Source organism: Halomonas salipaludis (assembly GCF_002286975.1).
Taxonomy (GTDB): Bacteria; Pseudomonadota; Gammaproteobacteria; order Pseudomonadales; family Halomonadaceae; genus Franzmannia; species Franzmannia salipaludis.
In genome coordinates, this window is sequence record NZ_NSKB01000017.1 from 17,082 (window position 1) to 33,967 (window position 16,886).

Annotated in this window: 15 protein-coding genes; 7 read left to right on the plus strand and 8 right to left on the minus strand. The window is 63.2% G+C overall.

The window, feature by feature from the left end; all coding sequences use genetic code 11:
* Window positions 1-11 precede the first annotated feature (11 nt).
* The 4 genes from CK498_RS24700 to CK498_RS24715 are packed head-to-tail and all read right to left on the minus strand — an operon-like array spanning window position 12 to window position 4,321.
* A complete protein-coding gene (locus tag CK498_RS24700) occupies window positions 12-974 on the minus strand; it encodes an ABC transporter substrate-binding protein (protein WP_229359212.1) in 963 nt (320 codons plus the stop codon).
* A 53-nt stretch (window positions 975-1,027) separates the two neighbouring features.
* Entirely contained in the window at window positions 1,028-2,029 is a 1,002-nt protein-coding gene (locus tag CK498_RS24705; protein WP_229359213.1) for an ABC transporter permease, read from the minus strand.
* Entirely contained in the window at window positions 2,022-3,551 is a 1,530-nt protein-coding gene (locus CK498_RS24710) for a sugar ABC transporter ATP-binding protein (RefSeq protein WP_229359214.1), read from the minus strand. Before CK498_RS24710 ends, CK498_RS24705 begins: the two co-directional genes overlap by 8 nt.
* Window positions 3,551-4,321 (minus strand): SDR family NAD(P)-dependent oxidoreductase, encoded by a 771-nt coding sequence (locus CK498_RS24715; RefSeq protein WP_095623508.1) that lies wholly within the window; start codon window positions 4,319-4,321, stop codon window positions 3,551-3,553. Before CK498_RS24715 ends, CK498_RS24710 begins: the two co-directional genes overlap by 1 nt.
* Before the next feature lie 193 nt (window positions 4,322-4,514).
* Here CK498_RS24715 and CK498_RS24720 point away from each other — a divergent pair, with 193 nt between their 5' ends.
* The 7 genes from CK498_RS24720 (at window position 4,515) to CK498_RS24750 (ending at window position 12,415) form a co-directional block, all read left to right on the plus strand.
* Complete coding sequence (locus CK498_RS24720) at window positions 4,515-5,723, plus strand: ROK family transcriptional regulator (RefSeq protein ID WP_095623509.1); 1,209 nt, start codon at window positions 4,515-4,517, stop codon at window positions 5,721-5,723.
* A gap of 466 nt (window positions 5,724-6,189) precedes the next feature.
* Window positions 6,190-7,062: a sugar phosphate isomerase/epimerase family protein gene (locus CK498_RS24725; RefSeq protein ID WP_095623510.1), complete on the plus strand. Its 873-nt coding sequence runs from the start codon at window positions 6,190-6,192 to the stop codon at window positions 7,060-7,062.
* A 49-nt stretch (window positions 7,063-7,111) separates the two neighbouring features.
* Complete coding sequence (locus CK498_RS24730; RefSeq protein WP_095623511.1) at window positions 7,112-8,008, plus strand: hydroxypyruvate isomerase family protein; 897 nt, start codon at window positions 7,112-7,114, stop codon at window positions 8,006-8,008.
* Between the two features lie 36 nt (window positions 8,009-8,044).
* The gene (locus tag CK498_RS24735) at window positions 8,045-9,730 is read left to right on the plus strand and encodes a GMC family oxidoreductase (RefSeq protein WP_095623512.1); all 1,686 of its coding nucleotides are present in this window, start codon (window positions 8,045-8,047) and stop codon (window positions 9,728-9,730) included.
* Entirely contained in the window at window positions 9,730-10,284 is a 555-nt protein-coding gene (locus CK498_RS24740; RefSeq protein ID WP_095623513.1) for a gluconate 2-dehydrogenase subunit 3 family protein, read from the plus strand. Before CK498_RS24735 ends, CK498_RS24740 begins: the two co-directional genes overlap by 1 nt.
* Before the next feature lie 181 nt (window positions 10,285-10,465).
* Window positions 10,466-11,626 (plus strand): carbohydrate porin, encoded by a 1,161-nt coding sequence (locus tag CK498_RS24745; protein ID WP_176475904.1) that lies wholly within the window; start codon window positions 10,466-10,468, stop codon window positions 11,624-11,626.
* A gap of 18 nt (window positions 11,627-11,644) precedes the next feature.
* A complete protein-coding gene (locus CK498_RS24750) occupies window positions 11,645-12,415 on the plus strand; it encodes a 3-keto-disaccharide hydrolase (RefSeq protein ID WP_095623515.1) in 771 nt (256 codons plus the stop codon).
* Between the two features lie 16 nt (window positions 12,416-12,431).
* On the opposite strand, the gene CK498_RS24755 is transcribed toward CK498_RS24750, so the two are convergent.
* The 4 genes from CK498_RS24755 to CK498_RS24770 form a co-directional block, all read right to left on the minus strand.
* Window positions 12,432-13,358, minus strand: a complete 927-nt coding sequence (locus CK498_RS24755; protein WP_095623516.1) for a Gfo/Idh/MocA family protein — start codon at window positions 13,356-13,358, stop codon at window positions 12,432-12,434.
* Between the two features lie 46 nt (window positions 13,359-13,404).
* Window positions 13,405-14,178 carry a FadR/GntR family transcriptional regulator gene (locus CK498_RS24760; RefSeq protein WP_229359215.1) on the minus strand — a complete coding sequence of 258 codons (774 nt, stop codon included), beginning with the start codon at window positions 14,176-14,178 and terminating at the stop codon, window positions 13,405-13,407.
* Between the two features lie 31 nt (window positions 14,179-14,209).
* The gene (locus tag CK498_RS24765; protein ID WP_095623517.1) at window positions 14,210-15,154 is read right to left on the minus strand and encodes a DMT family transporter; all 945 of its coding nucleotides are present in this window, start codon (window positions 15,152-15,154) and stop codon (window positions 14,210-14,212) included.
* A gap of 1 nt (window position 15,155) precedes the next feature.
* The coding region (locus CK498_RS24770; RefSeq protein WP_217987858.1) for an IlvD/Edd family dehydratase at window positions 15,156-16,886 on the minus strand (1,731 nt) is incomplete at its 5' end.

A 16,886-nucleotide genomic window follows, 5' to 3' on the forward strand; every position in this document is an offset into this window, starting at 1 on the left:
GCCTGGCTCGATCAGAACGGTGAATCGGGGAAGTAGTACTGCTCGGCATTCTCCTGGGTGATCAGCGGCGAGCCGAGGATGTACTCGCCGACCACCGGGCCGTTGGAGACGAAGTGCTGCACGGTCAAATCCATGGCGGTAGCGATCATCGCCGGCGGATAGAGCACGTCCACCGGTATCAGTTCGTCACCCTCCATGACCCGCGCGATGATGTCCTTCATGCCGGCGCCGCCGACGATGAACAGCTCGTCCTCGCGACCGGCCTGGCGCACCGCCTCGATCACGCCAAGGGCGATGTCGTCATCCTGGGCCCACACCGCGTCGATACGCTCGAAGCGTGCCAGGTAGTCCTGCATCACCTCGAAGCCGTCGTCGCGGTTCCAGTTGGCATGCTGCATGTCGAGGATATTGATCTCGGAGCCTTCGATGGCTTCCTGGAAGCCCTGCACGCGCTCCTCGTCGATCACCGTGGGGATCCCGCGCAGCACCACGATATCGCCCTCGCCGTCGAGCTGGTCGCGAATGTACTCGCCGGAGACGCGCCCCATCTCATGGTTGTTGCCGGCCACGTAGAGGTCTTCGATGCCCTCCTGCTCGAGGCCGCGGTCGACCACGGTGACGAATACCCCGGACTCCTTGACGCGCCGCACCGGGTCGGTCAGCGGCCCCGACTCGAAGGGCAGCACGACCAGCGCATCGATGTTGCGCTGCGAGACCAGGTCCTCGAGGTCGTTGGCCTGGCCGCCCGGGTCGCTGGCGGTGGTGATGGTGATCGCTATCTCGGGATGCAGCGCCTCGAGCCGCTCCTTGGCCTGCTCGGCGTGGAAGTTGACCCCGCCAGTCCAGCCGTGGGTGGCGGCAGGAATCGACACGCCGATGGTGACCTCCTGGGCCATGGCGAGGCCGGGCAGCCCGATGGCCGCCGCCGCGGTCAGGGCCGCGACGTGCATCCTGGTATTCTTGGTGATGGGCATGATGATGCTCCTCTGCTGCTTGTGCTTGTTATGCTGCTGCCTTATAGGGCGCCTCATGGCGCCGACTTCCTCCACGATGCGCGCTGCAGGTACACCGCGACGATGATGATGATCCCCTGCACCGTGCCGTTGAGATAGTTGGAGATGGCATCGGTGAGGTTGAGGATGTTGCCGATCATGGTCAGCATGATCGCCCCCACCACCGTGCCCCAGATGCGCCCGTGGCCGCCCTTGAGCACGGTGCCGCCGATGATCACCGCGGCGATCGCCTCGAGCTCCCAGAGCACCCCGGTGGCCCCCGAGGCCGAGCCCAGCCGCGGCACGTAGATGATGGTCGCCAGCGCCACGCACACGCCCTGCAGCATGTAGGTCATGGTCTTGATGCGATCGACGTGGATGGCGCTGTACTCGGCCACCTTCTCGTTGGAGCCGATGGCGAAGCAGTAGCGGCCGAAGCGGGTATGGTTGAGCAGGATGTAGCCAACCACCGCCACCAGCAGGAACACCAGCACCGGAATCGGAATCCCCATCAGGCTGCCGTAGTAGACCGGCCGATAGATGTCACGCACCCCCCAGTCCAGCGACAGGGTGCCGCCGTCGGCGAGGTAGGTGACCAGCGAGCGGTAGATGCCCATGGTGCCCAGGGTGACGATAAAGGCCTCGATCTTGCCCTTGGTGGTCACCATGCCGTTGATGAAGCCGGCACACAGCCCCAACAGCAGCGAGGCGCCAATACCCAGCAGGATGGTGGTGAGGCCGGGGCCGAACTGCTCGACCAGGCTGTTCATGAAGATGATCATCACCCCGGCGATGAACGCCGCCATCGAGCCCACCGACAGGTCCAGCCCGCCGGCGGTGATCACGAAGGTGGCGCCGATGGCGATGATGCCGATGAAGGCGCTGCGGGTGAGCATGTTGGACAGGTTGTCCAGCCCCAGAAAGGCGGGGTTGATCAACACCCCCAGCAGCGCCAGGGCCAGCAGGGCAATGAAGGGTCCCCAGGTCTTGAGGTCGAAGGAGGCGCGGCTCCGGGCAATGGGTTTGTTGTCAGGCACGGCGCTGTTCATCGACTCCTACCCCCTTGATACCGGATGCGTACTGCATGATTTCGTGTTCGTTGATCTGCTCACCCTCGAGCACGCCGGTCAGCACCCCGGCGCACATCACCGCCACCCGGTGCGAGAGGCCGATCAGCTCGGCCATCTCTGAGGAGATCAGGATGACCGAGCAGCCGGCGTCGGTGAGTTCGCGCACGAAGTGGTAGATCTGGTGTTTGGTGCCTACGTCGATGCCACGCGTCGGTTCGTTGATGATCACGATCTCGGGGTCGATGGACATGACCTTGGCCAGCAGCAGTTTCTGCTGATTGCCGCCGGAGAGTTCGGCGGCGGTAGCCGCCTGGGTGCGCAGGCGGATGTCGAAACGCTCGATGGCCTCCTGGAAGGCCTGCTCCTCGCGGCGCCGGTCGATCAGCGGCCGGCAGTAGGCGCGCAGATTGAGCAGCGTGAAGTTGGGACGCAGCCCCATGTTGAGCACCAGTCCCTTGCCCTTGCGGTCCTCGGTGAGGTAGGCAATGCGCTGGCGTGCTGCATCGCGCAGGTGGCGCAGCGCCACCGGCTGGCCATTGCGCAGCACCTGCCCCTGGCTGCGGGGGCGCAACCCCAGCAGCGCCTCGATCAGCGCCGTGCGACCGGCGCCGACCACCCCACCGAAGCCCAGTACCTCGCCGCGGCGCAGGCTGAAGCTCGCCCGCTTCACGGCGCCGGGCACCACCATGTCACGCGCCTCCAGTACCACTGGGGCGTCGCGGGCCAGTTCGGTGCGCTCGGGATACATGTCATTGATCTCGCGCCCCACCATCAGCCGCGCCAGCTCCTCCTTGCTGCGTCCGGCCATGGGCCCGCTGTCGACCAACCGGCCGTCGCGCAGCACCGTGACCCGGTCGGCGATCCGCTCGATCTCGCGCAACTTGTGGGAGATGTACAGAATCGCCACGCCGCGCTGGCGCAACCGCCCTATCAGCGCGAACAGTACCTCGACTTCATGCTCGGTGAGGGACGCGGTGGGCTCATCCATGATCAGCACGCGCACGTCGCGGGTGATCGCCTTGGCGATCTCGACCATCTGCTGGTCGGAGGTGCTGAGGTCCTTGACCCTGGCGCGCGGATCGACCCGGGTCTCGAGCTCGGCCAGCGCCGCGCGGCAGCGCTCGCGCATGGCGCGGCGGTCGAGGAAGGGGCCGCGGCGCAGCTCGCGGCCAAGGAAGATGTTCTCCTCCACGCTCAGCTGCTCGGCCAGGGCCAGTTCCTGGTGGATCATCACCACCCCGTCGGCCTCGGCGTCGCCGCTGCTGCGATAGTGACGCACCTCATCCGCCAGGCAGACGTCACCGTCGCTGGGGCTCAGATAGCCGGCGAGAATACGCACCAGCGTCGACTTGCCGGCGCCGTTCTCGCCCAATAGCGCGTGGACCTCACCGGGCTTGAGCGAGAGATCGATGTCGAACAGCACCTGGTTCTCGCCAAACCAGCGAGAAATGCGCCGCGCCGCCAGCAGCGGCTGATCCGGCATGCTCATCAGCCCCACCCCGCGTCGACGCAGAATTCATGGCCGGTCAGCTGGGCGCTGTCGTCAGCGGCCAGGAACAGCACCATCGGTGCCACATGCTCCGGGGCCAGGCGCACCTTGAGGCACTGGTGCTGCTGGATGCGCGTCTCGTCCTCGGGGCCGATCCACTTGTCGAGCTGACGCTCGGTCATGATGCAGCCCGGCACCACCGTGTTGACACGGATGCTCTGTTCGCCAAGATCGCGAGCCAGGCTGCGGGTCAAGCCGTGCACCGCGGCCTTGGCGGTGACATAGGTGGGTAGGTTGCCCAGCGCCAGGCGCACGCTGATCGAGCCGAAGTTGATGATCGAGCCACCGCCGGCCTGAGCCATGCGCTCGGCCACCGCCTGGCTCGAGAAGAACATCGGCCGCAGGTTGAGCGACATGCGTTCGTCCCAGTAGTCGACGCTGACCTCACGCCAGTCGTGGCGGTCGTCGTTGGCGGCATTGTTGATCAGGGTGCGGATCGGCCCCAGACGCTCGCTCACCTCGTCGATGACGGCCTGCAGGGCGCTGATATCGCGGATATCGCAGTGGTGATAGCAGGGTGCCCGGCCGGTCTTCGCCTCGAGGTTGCGGCACAGCACCTGGCTCGCTGCATCGTCGATATCGACGAAGGCGACACTCGCGCCCTGGTGGTGAAAGGCCTCGACCAGGGCCGCACCGATCCCGCCACCGCCTCCAGTGACGAAGACGACGCGCCCGGCAAGACTCGGGTAGCGGGCCATCGGCTCGCGCATGGCGATCTCCCCTGTTGTTATTGTCGGAAGCTGTGGAGCAGCTGGCGTGGATTTAATTTAGACCCTAAAATAAATATTTACCTATGCAACTTAGGTCGCATCAGATGAGGGATATCGCCTCGTGCCAGCCATTGGCCATTGCCTGATTGCGTCTCTGGTAGACTGCCCATGACCCACAGCAACGGCTAGATCCATGGCCTCTCAGCCCCATGACAGCAGCCGCCACGACAACACCCTGGCGGTGATACGCACCCTGCGTGAGCAAGGCCCGGCGGCGCGCGTCGACCTGGGCATTCTCAACGGCATCAGCTCGGCCACCGTGACCTCGATCAGCGCCGAGTTGCTGCAGCAGGGGTTGATTGCCGAGCTGCCACCTGACACCCCCCGCCCCAGCGGACGCGGACGCCCCAAGACGCTGATCCAGCTGGCCCCCGAGGCGGCCTGCGTGATCTGCGTCAAGCTGTCGATCAATGAGCTGCAGTTGGTGGTGGGCGACTACAGCGGCCAGATGCAGCATAGCGAGCACCATAGCGTCGCCACCCTGGCCCTCACGCCAGCGGACCTGGTGGCGCTGCTCGAAGAGAAGATTGCCGAGGTGCGTAGCCTGGCGCTGGCCAGCCATCGCCGCCTGGTGGGTATCTGCCTGGCGGTACAGGGCGTGGTGGCGTCGCATAGCGGCACGCTGATCTGGTCGCCGGCGCTGAGCTTTCGCAACGCCGCGCTGGCGCCGCTCCTGACCGAGCGCTTCGGCTGCCCGGTGCTGCTCGAGAACGATGCCAACTGCATCGCCAGCGTACTGGCGACGCAGCCCGCCTATGCCGGCTACCCCAATCTGGCGGTGATCATGCTGGGCTATGGCATCGGCATGTCACTGCTGATCGACGGCGTGCCGTTTCTCGGCGCCAACGGCTCCGCAGCGGAGTTCGGCCACAGCAAATACCAGCCAGGGGGTGCCCAGTGCGCCTGCGGCAAGCGCGGCTGCGTCGAAGCCTATGCCGGCGACTACGCACTCTATCGCAAGGCCCGCGAGGTCCTCGAGCTGCCCGCTGGCGACAGCGCGCACCCGTCGGAGGCACAGATGCAGGCCCTGACGCAGTTGGCCATGCAGGGCAACCCCGACGCCCAGCGCATCTTCGCCGAGGCGGGGCGCGCGCTGGGCTACGGCATGGCCAATCTACTGGCGCTGTTCAACCCCGACCTGGTGCTGGTGACCGGCTCCGGGGTACGCGGCTACGCGGCCATGCAGGAGGCCATGCAGGACGCCATCGACGAGGCGCTGGTCAGCGAGCTGATCGGCCCCACGCGTATCGTCAGCTGCCCCTGGGATCGCGACATGACCTGCCTCGGCGGCATCGCCATCACCCTCCAGGCGACCGATTCGCAACGCCTCACAGAGAGCTAGTACGCCAAGCAAGCACCGCCCCACTTGCCAGTGCAGCAAAGTGCTCGCAGGGCTGAGGCTATATCCTGCTTATTTAGCCTGTTCGGGCCACGTCTTGGGGGTGCATATTCGGCATTCAATCGTATCGAAATGTTAGTAAGCATTCTTCATCATAAAGCCTGCAACTAAAGTATTACCTTCTATCCTGGCGGCACAAAAAGATATTCTAATCAACATCTTGCCGCATATTCTCTGTTCCATACCGACCCACGTCGTCACCTGTCGAGCTTATTCCCAAAGGCTAAACTTGCAGGGAATGCCGATATGATCTAAACAATGTAATGCATTACATTGCATCGATCTTCTCGAGATAAGGAGATCCCCATGGAAGATCTATGATGAAAAATAAGTAAATGAAGGAACACATAAGCTGCAAAAATTTCGCAGCATATGAATTTTCAACAAGGAAAAACAAACGGAGAATGGCATGCCATCAAACATGGATAAATGGAAAAAATACGCCGCAATTACAATAGGATGCAGTGCTTTCACTTCCATCGCCATACCTAGCCTTGCCCAGCAAGAATCGAGTGAACTTCCCATCGCCGTGCAGATGTACACATTGCGTGATTTCGGTGACCTGGAAGAACAGATGGCCGCCGTTCAGCGCGCCGACGTAGGCGCCATCGAGACGGTAGGAGATCAGGGCGTTTCGTCAGATGAACTCAAGGCGCTGCTGGCGGAGTATGAGCTAGAGGTGATCTCGAGCCATATACCCCTGGAGGATCTCAGGCACCGTTTGGATGAAACCATAGCCTTCAATCGTGCCATCGGCAACGACACCCTAACACTACCTTATCTCGATGAGAGCGAGCGCCCCGAGAGTATTGATGAGTGGCAGTCACTAGGCCAAGAGTTGGGCGATATTGCTTCGCACTTGAACGATGAGGGTTTCCGTCTCGCCTACCACAACCATGAGTTCGAGATGGAGGTGTTAGAGGGCAAGACAGCATTGGAGCATATGTTCGACGCCGCTGGTCCCAAGCTCTTGGCGGAGCTGGATATCGCTTGGATCGCTCGTGGTGGATTGGACCCAGCAGAGTACGTGAATCGCTTTGAAGAGCGCCTATTCGCCGTGCACGCCAAAGACAATGCCCCAGAAGGTAGTGCCGAAGAGGAAGGCGGTTTCGCCACGCTTGGCATGGGCGTGCTGGATTGGGAAACGATTCTACCAGCCATCGAGTCGAGTGAGTCGGAGTGGTACATCATCGAGCACGACCACCCTATCGATGCTGAAGCCGTGATCACCGAAGGTAGTCGCTTCCTGCGTCAGGAACTCAGCAAACTTCGCATGAAATGACATAGCGTCGCCACCACTGACCCAAGACGACAATAATGAGGTTGGCATCATGAGCAACGCCATCGACAGACGACGCTTTCTGTGCCATAGCATCGCCGGCGCTGCAGGATTGACGGTATTGAGCACCGCCGGGACCAGCAGCTATGCCGATGATGACGCTACGCCTTCGACACTCAAGGGAAATATCAATCACTCGGTGGCTCGCTGGACGTTCGACTTTCTCTCCCTCGAAGCGCTATGCCGACTGGCAGCGGGACTCGGTATTTCGGCCATTGACTTGGTCGGGCCTAAAGAGTGGCCTGTACTTAAACGCTACAGTCTCGACTCCTCCATGTGCAATGGGGCCGAGTTGAGTCTCGAGGATGGCTGGGGAGACGCCCGCTTTCATTCGGAGTTGGTCGATCGCTACCTTGAGCATATCGACCTGGTGAGTGAGGCCGGCTACACCAATCTGATCTGTTTCAGCGGGAATGCTCGAGGCATGACGCCGGAGCAAGGGCTGGACAACGCCGAAAGAGGGTTGAAGAAGATTCTCTCCCACGCCGAGGAGAAGAGGGTCGTACTGCAGATGGAGTTGTTTAACAGCAAGATTGATCACCCGGATTATCTCTGTGATAACTCTGCCTGGGGTATCGAGCTGTGCCGACGTCTCGACTCCCCCAACTTCAAGCTTCTTTACGACATTTATCACATGCAAATAAGCGAAGGAGACATTATTAGAACCATTCGTGACCATCATGAGTACTTCGGTCACTACCATACGGCTGGAGTTCCTGGAAGAAATGAGATCGACGATAGCCAGGAGTTGAACTACCCCGCCATATGTCGGGCAATTCGCGCCACCGGCTTCCAGGGGTATATCGCCCAAGAGTTCCTCCCTGACAGGAGCGATAATCAAGAAAGAATCGCGTCGTTGCGCGAAGCGATTCATCTCTGCGACGTCTAAGTCGCCACGCCATACTCACAAGAAAGGTGTTTTTTCATGGCCAACAATCACTATGATGCCATCGTGGTAGGCTCTGGCATAAGCGGCGGCTGGGCCGCAAAGGAGCTGACCGAAAAGGGCCTCAAGGTACTACTTCTTGAGCGAGGTCGTAATATCGAGCATGTAAAGGATTACACCAATGCATCCAAAGAAGTCTGGGACTATCCCCATCGTGATCAAGCCACTCAGGAGATGAAAGAGAAGTTCCCGGTATTGAGCCGCGACTATGCATTGAATGAATCGACCATGGGACTGTGGGCCGACGAGCAGGCCAACCCCTATGTCGAGGAGAAGCGCTTCGACTGGTTTCGCGGCTACCATGTGGGCGGGCGTTCCCTGATGTGGGGGCGCCAAAGCTACCGACTCAGTCCCATGGACTTCGAGGCCAACCAGCGTGAGGGAATCGCCATCGATTGGCCGATTCGCTACGAGGACCTGGCTCCCTGGTATGACTATGTAGAACGTTTTGCGGGTATTGCCGGTACCCGTGAGGGCCTGGAGGTACTCCCCGATGGCGAGTTTCTTCCCCCAATCGAGCTCAACTGCGTGGAGAAGGACGTCGCCCAGCGTATCGAGGCGGCCTTTGATGGGCAACGCCACTTGATTCATAGCCGAGTGGCCAATATCACTCAAGCCAAGCCGGAACAGAACCGGGTCGATTGCCAGTATAGGAACAAGTGCTGGCTGGGCTGCCCTTATGGCGCCTATTTCAGCACTCAATCGGCGACGCTACCGGCCGCCATGAATACCGGCAACCTAACGCTGAGGCCTTTTTCGATCGTCACCCAGGTGCTCTACGACAAGGATCGCAAACGGGCCCGCGGCGTTGAGGTCATCGATGCCGAGAATCACCAGACCTACGAGTACACCGCTGATCTCGTGTTCTTGAATGCCTCGACATTCAACTCGACCTGGATACTGATGAATTCCGCCACCGATATCTGGGAGGGCGGCCTGGGTAGCAGTAGCGGTGAGTTGGGCCACAACGTCATGGACCATCATTTCCGCTGCGGTGCCAGCGGTGACATCGAGGGCTATCTCGACAAGTACTATTTCGGACGACGCCCGGCCGGTTTCTATATCCCTCGCTTTCGTAACGTCGGCGACCAACGCCGGGACTATGCGCGGGGATTCGGTTACCAGGGAGCGGCGAGTCGCCAAGGCTGGGATCGAGAGATCGCCGAGCTCAATGTTGGCGCCGAATTAAAGCAGGCGCTCAGCCAGCCTGGCGGGTGGACCATTGGCATGACCGGCTTCGGCGAGATGTTGCCTTACCACGACAACCGCATCGCACTCGATCACAGCGTGCGTGACAAGTGGGGGCTGCCGGTATTGAGCGTCGATGTGGAGCTCAAGCAGAACGAGCGGGACATGCGTAAGGACATGATCCAGGATGCCGTGGAGCTATTGGAAGCCGGCGGCGTGCAGAACGTCAAGGGCGAAGAAGGCGACTATGCGCCGGGCATGGGGATTCACGAGATGGGCACGGCACGCATGGGACGCGATCCGCATACCTCGGTGCTCAATGCTTACAACCAGGTTTGGGATGCCCCCAACGTCTTCGTCACCGACGGTGCTTGCATGACGTCGTCGTCCTGCGTCAATCCATCGCTGACCTACATGGCACTGACTGCCCGCGCGGTAGATCACGCAGTAGCAGAGCTCAAGCGGGGGAATCTGTGATGAACCGTCGTGAACTACTCAAGATGATCAGCGTGGCGACTGGCACGGCATTGATCGGTGGCCACTCCTTGGTGGCGTTTAGTGCCCTCGACGAGAGCGAGCACGACTTCAGTGCCCAGGATATCCGGCGGCTGGATGAGTTGGCCGAGACGATCATCCCGCGCACCGATACCCCGGGTGCCAAGGATGCCGAGGTAGGCGCTTTCATGACGCAATTCGTCAGTGCCTGCTACAGCGCTCAGGAGCGCACCCTCTTCCAGCATGGCCTGGCACAGCTCGAGGCGCGCAGTCGCGCTGAATACGGGCAGGAGTTCCTGGCACTGGATGAGCCGCAACGACGTGCGCTAGTCGATGCGCTGGACCGGGAAGCCCGTCTCCAAATGGACAGTGCAAGCGACCCCCACTATTTCACCATGATGAAGCAGCTGACGCTGTTCGGTTTCTTCACCTCAGAGGTGGGTGCCACGCAAGTCCTGCGCTATGAAGCGGTGCCTGGTCGTTACGATGGCTGTGCACCCTACGAGGAGGGGGAGCCCGCTTGGGCGACCACCTGACTGGCGGCTGGGGCACTGCTCTCGAGGCCGTCGAGACTCGTATCGCACCCCGCTGAGCAGCCGCTCTCTCTCGATATGCCATGCATCTCTGGCGGGCCAAAGGCCCGTCAGGAGGTGTCTTGCTGCCTGATCGCAGCGCCCCTTCGCACGCTTACCAATGACAACAATCGGAGCAATGGACATGTTTCACAATTTTCACCCTCGCCTCCTCCTGGTTGCCGGCTTGGCAACCATCGGCAGTTCCCCCAGCCTGGCGCAACTCGTCTACGAGGGGGAGTCGGGAGAGCTCACCTTCGGTGGCGATGTCGAGCTGGATATCAATGCCCAGAACACCCACGCTGGCGAGGGGCCGATCTTTTTCGAAGACGATGTCGACCATGGCGATGAGTTCAATCAGACCGGACGCATCCTGCTCGATATCAGTGGCGAGCGCCGCAGTCCAGCCAACCACTATGCAGGCTTCAAGGTGCAGCCGCTGATTCAAACCGATGGCAACTTCGCCGTCGATGATGCCTGGCTAGCCATCGGCAATCGCCATGGTTTCGAGTTCAAGGTCGGCCGTTTCGAGGCATTCGACCTGTTCCCACTGGGGCAGGATGTCTTCGTTGGCTTCAGCGGTGACACGTCGGACGGCCTGTATCGCGACGGCCAGGGGTATATCTATCAAGCCAAGGAGGGCCGTGGCCGTGGCGGCGATTCCGGCCAGGTAATGGTCAGCCAGCGCAGCGGCAACCTTTATGGTGAAATTTCCACGCTATTCGGCGATCGCAGCGATCTCTTCGATTCCGATACCTACCACGGCTACCGGATCGATCCCCACCAGCGCAGCAAGGACTCCTTTATCGTACGTCCCGCCATCGCCTGGGCACCTGGACCGTGGACGCTGGCAGCGGGACTCGAGACCAACCTAGTCGACGCTGCCATCGTCGATGAGCGCGGTGCCGACATCGGCGACCGTACCGGCTACGGGGTGCGGATCTCCTACGCAGCAGGCGACTGGCAGTGGAATGCCAATCTCGCCTACCTGGATGCCTTTGAGGAGACCAATCAGACACTCGGGGTAAATGCACTATGGCGTCAGTTTGGCGTGGGCTATATCCATGCCCGCAATGACATCGACGACGTCAATCCCGTGGAGGGTGACGACGTGGTGTTCAGTGTGCCGGGGCGCTACGACATCGACACGCTCTATACCTCCTACCAGTTCGCCGATGTGCTGAGCATCGACGATCTACGTCTCTATCTAGGGGCTTACTACAGTCGTATCGACCACCAACAGATCGACAGCCTGGACGACGCCGACCGCTACGGCGCCCGGGTGCGTTTCAAGTACCTGTTCTAAACCGCAAGGAGTCACAGCATGAATATCCCCACGCGCATGATCTGGATGACCTGCAGCAGCCTGGTGGCGTTGTCCGCCGTGGCCGACGATACCACGTCGACGGAGCAACGCGATGCTCGGCAGCAAGCCGCCGAAACGGAAGTCTGGGAGCCGGTTCCCCCCGTGGTGTCGGCCCCTGAGGGAAGTGCCCCGTCCGATGCCATCGTACTCTTCGATGGCAGTAGCCTGGAGGCCTGGGAGGCCGAAGAGGGTGGGCCGGCGAGGTGGCGCCTCGAGGGCGATGCCATGACGGTGGAGCGCGGTAGCGGCGGCATTCGCACACGCCAGGATTTCTGTGACGTGCAGCTCTACCTGGAGTGGCGTGCACCTGCCGAGATCGATGGCATGCAGGGCCAGGATCGCGGCAATAGCGGTGTCTTCCTGCAGGAGCGCTACGAGATTCAGGTACTCGACTCCTACGACAACGCGACCTACCCCAACGGCCAGGCCGCATCGGTCTACAAGCAGCATATCCCACTGGTCAACGCGTCACGCCCACCGGGTGAGTGGCAGAGTTACGATATCCTCTACACGGCGCCACGCTTCGACGAGTCGGGCGAGCTGGCCTCTCCCGCCTATGTCACGGTACTGCACAACGGCGTGCTGGTTCAGCATCACGTCGAGATTCAGGGCACCACCGAGTGGATTGGCGAACCCGATTACGACGAGGCGCATGGCTGTGCGCCGATCTATCTGCAGGACCACGACGCCGCGGTGAGTTTCCGCAATATCTGGGTCAGGGAGCTTTAATCATGACGGCGCTGCATCACTCGATGAAGGCATCGGTGACATCACGCTGCCCATAGAGGAAGGCGTCAGCCACGTGGCGCAGCGGCGCCACGTCGACCTCGCGCCGGCCACTTGCGACCAGCTCGGCGAAGCGCGCATAGAGGCCGGCGTACTCGCGCTCCTCCGCCTCCAGCGAGAGCTGGCCGTCGAGGCTCAATCGGCAGCCGCCCTGGGTCAGGCTGAGGCGCCCGGCGTCGGTCTCGACATGGATATCCCAGGTCGGCGGACCGCTCTGGCGGAAGTCGAAGTCGGCCTCGATGGTGGCCCCGTCGGGGTCGGCGAAGCTGAGCTCGGCGGCAATCGGCGTCTGGCAGTTGCTCGGCACCAGCAGCCGTGCCTGACGCAGGAAGAACGCCTGGGGCAGGATCGCGGTGGCGATCGACAGGGCATTGATGCCGGGGTCGAAGACGCCCATGCCGCCGGGCTGCCAAATCCACGCCTGGCCCGGATGCCAGACCCGCACATCCTCCTTCCAGACGATCTCGACGCGCTCGATGCGCCGCTCGGCCAGCCACTCGCGGGCCCGGGCAACGCCGGGGGCGAAGCGTGAGTGCCAGGCGGCGAATAGTGTGACGCCCTGCTCGCTGGCGACGTCGATCAGGTCTTCGACCTCGCTGAGGGTGGCGCCGGGCGGCTTCTCGAGCAGCACTTGCTTGCCGCGCTGCAGCGCCAGGCGTGCCTGGGCGTGGCGCAGGTGGGTCGGGGTACAGATCGCCACAGCGTCGAGCTCGGGGTGGGCATCGAGCATCGACGCCATATCGGCGTAGGCCGGCACCTCGGGCAGGCTGGCATGAGGATCGGCGCTGGCCAGCAGCCGGTAACCGGGGGTCGCCGCCAGGGCCGGCAGGTGCTGATCGCGGACGATCTTGCCGACGCCGACCAGGCCGAGGGAAACATCAGACATGGAGGACCTTTTCACGATAGACAACAACAAGGGAAATCACAGGTATTCAGGGCAGATCCACGCAGCGCCCAAGCGTACTGGTGCCCGGTTCCAGGCCCAGCGCATCGGCAGTGCCGGCGAGTACCGCCTGGGCGGCCAGGAACGCCTCGCGCGGGCGGCGCATGCGAATGCTCTCCATCAGCTGGCGGTGTCGTTCGAGACTGTCTTCCGGGTCGTTGGCGCTCTCGTTGGACATCGACACCAGCAGATGGATCGAGGGGCGCAGGATATGCGACAGCTGCGCCCAGACGATGTTGTGAGTGGCCTTGAAGATCGCTACGTGAAAGGCCACGTCGCACTCGCTGTGCAGGCGCCGCTCTTCGGCGCAGCTGGCGTTGCGCAGGTTCTGCCCCAGTCCTTCGAAGGCCTCTTCGATGGCGACCAGGTCGCGGGCCTTGGCGCGCCGCGCGGCAGTCATCGCCACATAGGGCTCGACGTCGAGGCGGAAGGCCAGGATCTCACGCTGGATCTCCGGGTTGGGCGCAGCATAGCGGGTCATCCAGTCGGTCACCTGGGGGTCGAGGATGTGCCACTCGGCATACTCGCGCACCTTGGAGCCGTGGCCGGAGATACGTTCGATGATGCCGGCATCGACCAGCTGTCGCAGGTCGCTGCGTACCGCCGAGCGGTTGATGGCAAAGCGCTCGCAGAGGTCCAGCTCGCGGGGCACGAACTCGCCGGGCTGGTAGCGACCGGAGAAGATCGCCTCGGCGAGATGCTCGGCGATGCTGGGACGCGCCAGAGGCTTGGATGCCGCAGATTTGGAGAGTGGTGACGTCAAAGCAGTGAGATCCTATTGCAGTTCCTCGATATCATACCGTATCCGTACGCTCGACCGGCTGCCGCAGCGCCGGCCCGGCGCCGGCGCGCGCCCTGAGCTCCAGGCGCCGCTCGTAGAGCCCCTTGGCGGTCAGTGTGCCGAGCACCAGCGTACCGCCTACCAGCGCCATGGGCGCCGGCTGCTCGGAAATGATCCACCACGCCAGCAGCGTGCCTACCACCACCTCGAGCAGCAATAACAGTCCCACCTCGGCGGCGGGCAGATAGAGCGGGCCGCGCTGCAGCAGGGTCACCCCACAGGGCACGATGATCAGGCACAGCAAGACCACCACCGCCAGTTGGTTCGTCTCTGGTAGCGATGGCTCCCCCCCGGCCAACCAGAACAGCCCGGCCACGCTGCCGACGATGATGCCGTTGAACACCAGCATCGGGCTCATGTCGATGCCCGGCCGGGTGCGGCACAGGGTGAAGTTGATCGCCAGCGTCGTGGCCGCCATCAAGGCAAAGGCATTGCCTACCCAACTGCCGGCCCCGGCGTCATCCAGGGCGATCATGGCGATCCCCGCCAGGCACAGCCAGATCGCGATCCAGGTGCGGCGCGGCAGGCGCTCCTTGAGAATGACCCACGACAGTGCCGCGGCAATCAGCGGCGCGCCGGCGAGGATCATCAGCACGTTGCCGGCCTTGGTGTACTGGTTGCCGAGCACGAAGCCACAGGTGGTAAGGCTGAACAGCAGCGCCACGGCGATACCGGTCCAGCCGCAGCGGCGGTATACGCCCCAGATGCCGTTGCCATGGCGCATCAGCGCGATCAGGAAGAACCCCAGCGCCGACAGAAAGCCCCGCCACATCAGGATCTCGGCGTCGGGCAGATTGGCGACCTTGATCAGCAACGCATCGGGGGCCATGATCAGCGCCCCGCCGGCGGTCAGCAGCAGGCCCTGCTGACGGTGTGAAAGGGATGCAAAGGCGGCCATGTCAGTGATTGTCCCTGGGTGGGCTGAGCCGCGCCACATCGCGGTACTTGGTCGCCGGCGCCAGCGTCATGCCGCGGTCCAGCGGTTCCACCAGGCTGCGTTGGATCTCCTGCCACGGCGTCTGGTGAGCCGGGTAGCGATAGCCGCCCTGCTGCTCCAGGCGCTCGCGCCGCGCGGCCAGCTCGGCATCATCGACCAGCAGCCGTACCTCGCGCCGGCCCAGGTCGATGCGCAGCCGGTCGCCGTCCTCGAGCAGCGCCAGGCCGCCGCCGGTGGCCGCCTCCGGCGCGGCGTTGAGGATCGACGGCGAGCCCGAGGTGCCCGACTGGCGGCCGTCGCCGAGGCACGGCAGCGACTCGGTGCCGGCGCGAATCAGCGCTTCCGGCGGCTGCATGTTGACCACTTCGGCACCGCCGGGGTGGCCCACCGGGCCGGCGCCGCGCATCACCAGGATGGTGCGCTCGTCGATGCCCAGCGCCGGGTCGTCGATGCGCGCGTGGTAGTCCTCCGAGCCGTCGAACACCACCACCTTGCTCTCGAAGGCGTTGGGGTCGTCGGGGTCGCTGAGAAAGCGCGCGCGAAAATCCGCCGAGATCACGCTGGTCTTCATCAGCGCCGAGTCGAACAGGTTGCCCTTGAGGTTGAGGAAACCGGCGTGGTCGACCAGCGGCTCGGCGTAGCGGCAGATCACCGCGGGGTCCTGAATGCCGCGTCCCGCCAGGTTGTCCGCCAGGCTGCGGCCGTTGACGGTCAGCACGTCACCGTGCAGCTTGCCGGCGCCGAGCAGCTCGCTCATCACCGCCGGCACGCCGCCGGCGCGGTGGAACTCTTCGGAGAGATAGACGCCGGCGGGCATTACGTTGGCCAGTAGCGGCACCTCGTGCCCCAGCCGCTGCCAGTCGTCGTTGCTCAGCTCGACGCCGATATGCCGGGCGATGGCGTTGATGTGGATCGGTGCGTTGCTGGAGCCGCCCAGCGCCGAGCAGGTGACGATGGCGTTGTCGAACGCTTCTCGGGTCAGCACGTCGCTGGGGCGCAGGTCGTCCCAGACCATCTCGACGATGCGCTCGCCGGTCTGGTAGGCGACCATGGCGCGCTCCTTGTAGGGCGCGGGGATCATCGCCGAACCGGGCAGGCTCATGCCCAGCGCCTCGGCCAGGGAGTTCATGGTCGAGGCGGTGCCCATGGTGTTGCAGTGGCCCACCGAGGGCGCCGAGTCGGTGGCCCGGGCGAGGAACTCGGCGTAGTCGATATCGCCGGCGGCGAGGCGCTTGCGCAGCTCCCAGATGATGGTGCCGGAGCCGACCCGCTCCGCCCCGCGCCAGCCGTTGAGCATCGGCCCGCCGGATAGCACGATGGCGGGGATATTGACCGTGGCCGCGGCCATCAGGCTGGCCGGGGTGGTCTTGTCGCAGCCGGTGGTCAGTACCACGCCGTCCAGCGGGTAGCCGTGCAGCACCTCGACCAGGCCCAGGTAGGCCAGGTTGCGATCCAGCGCCGCGGTGGGCCGGCGCACGTTCTCGTGGATGGGGTGCAGGGGGAACTCGAAGGGCACCCCGCCGGCGGCGCGGATGCCGTCCTTGACGCGCTTGACCAGCTCGATGTGGTGGCGGTTGCACGGCGTGAGATCGGAGCCCGACTGGCAGATGCCGATGATCGGCTTGCCGCCCACCAGCTCATCGAGGGTAATGCCCTGGTTGAGGTAGCGCTCGATGCACAGCGCCGTGGTGCC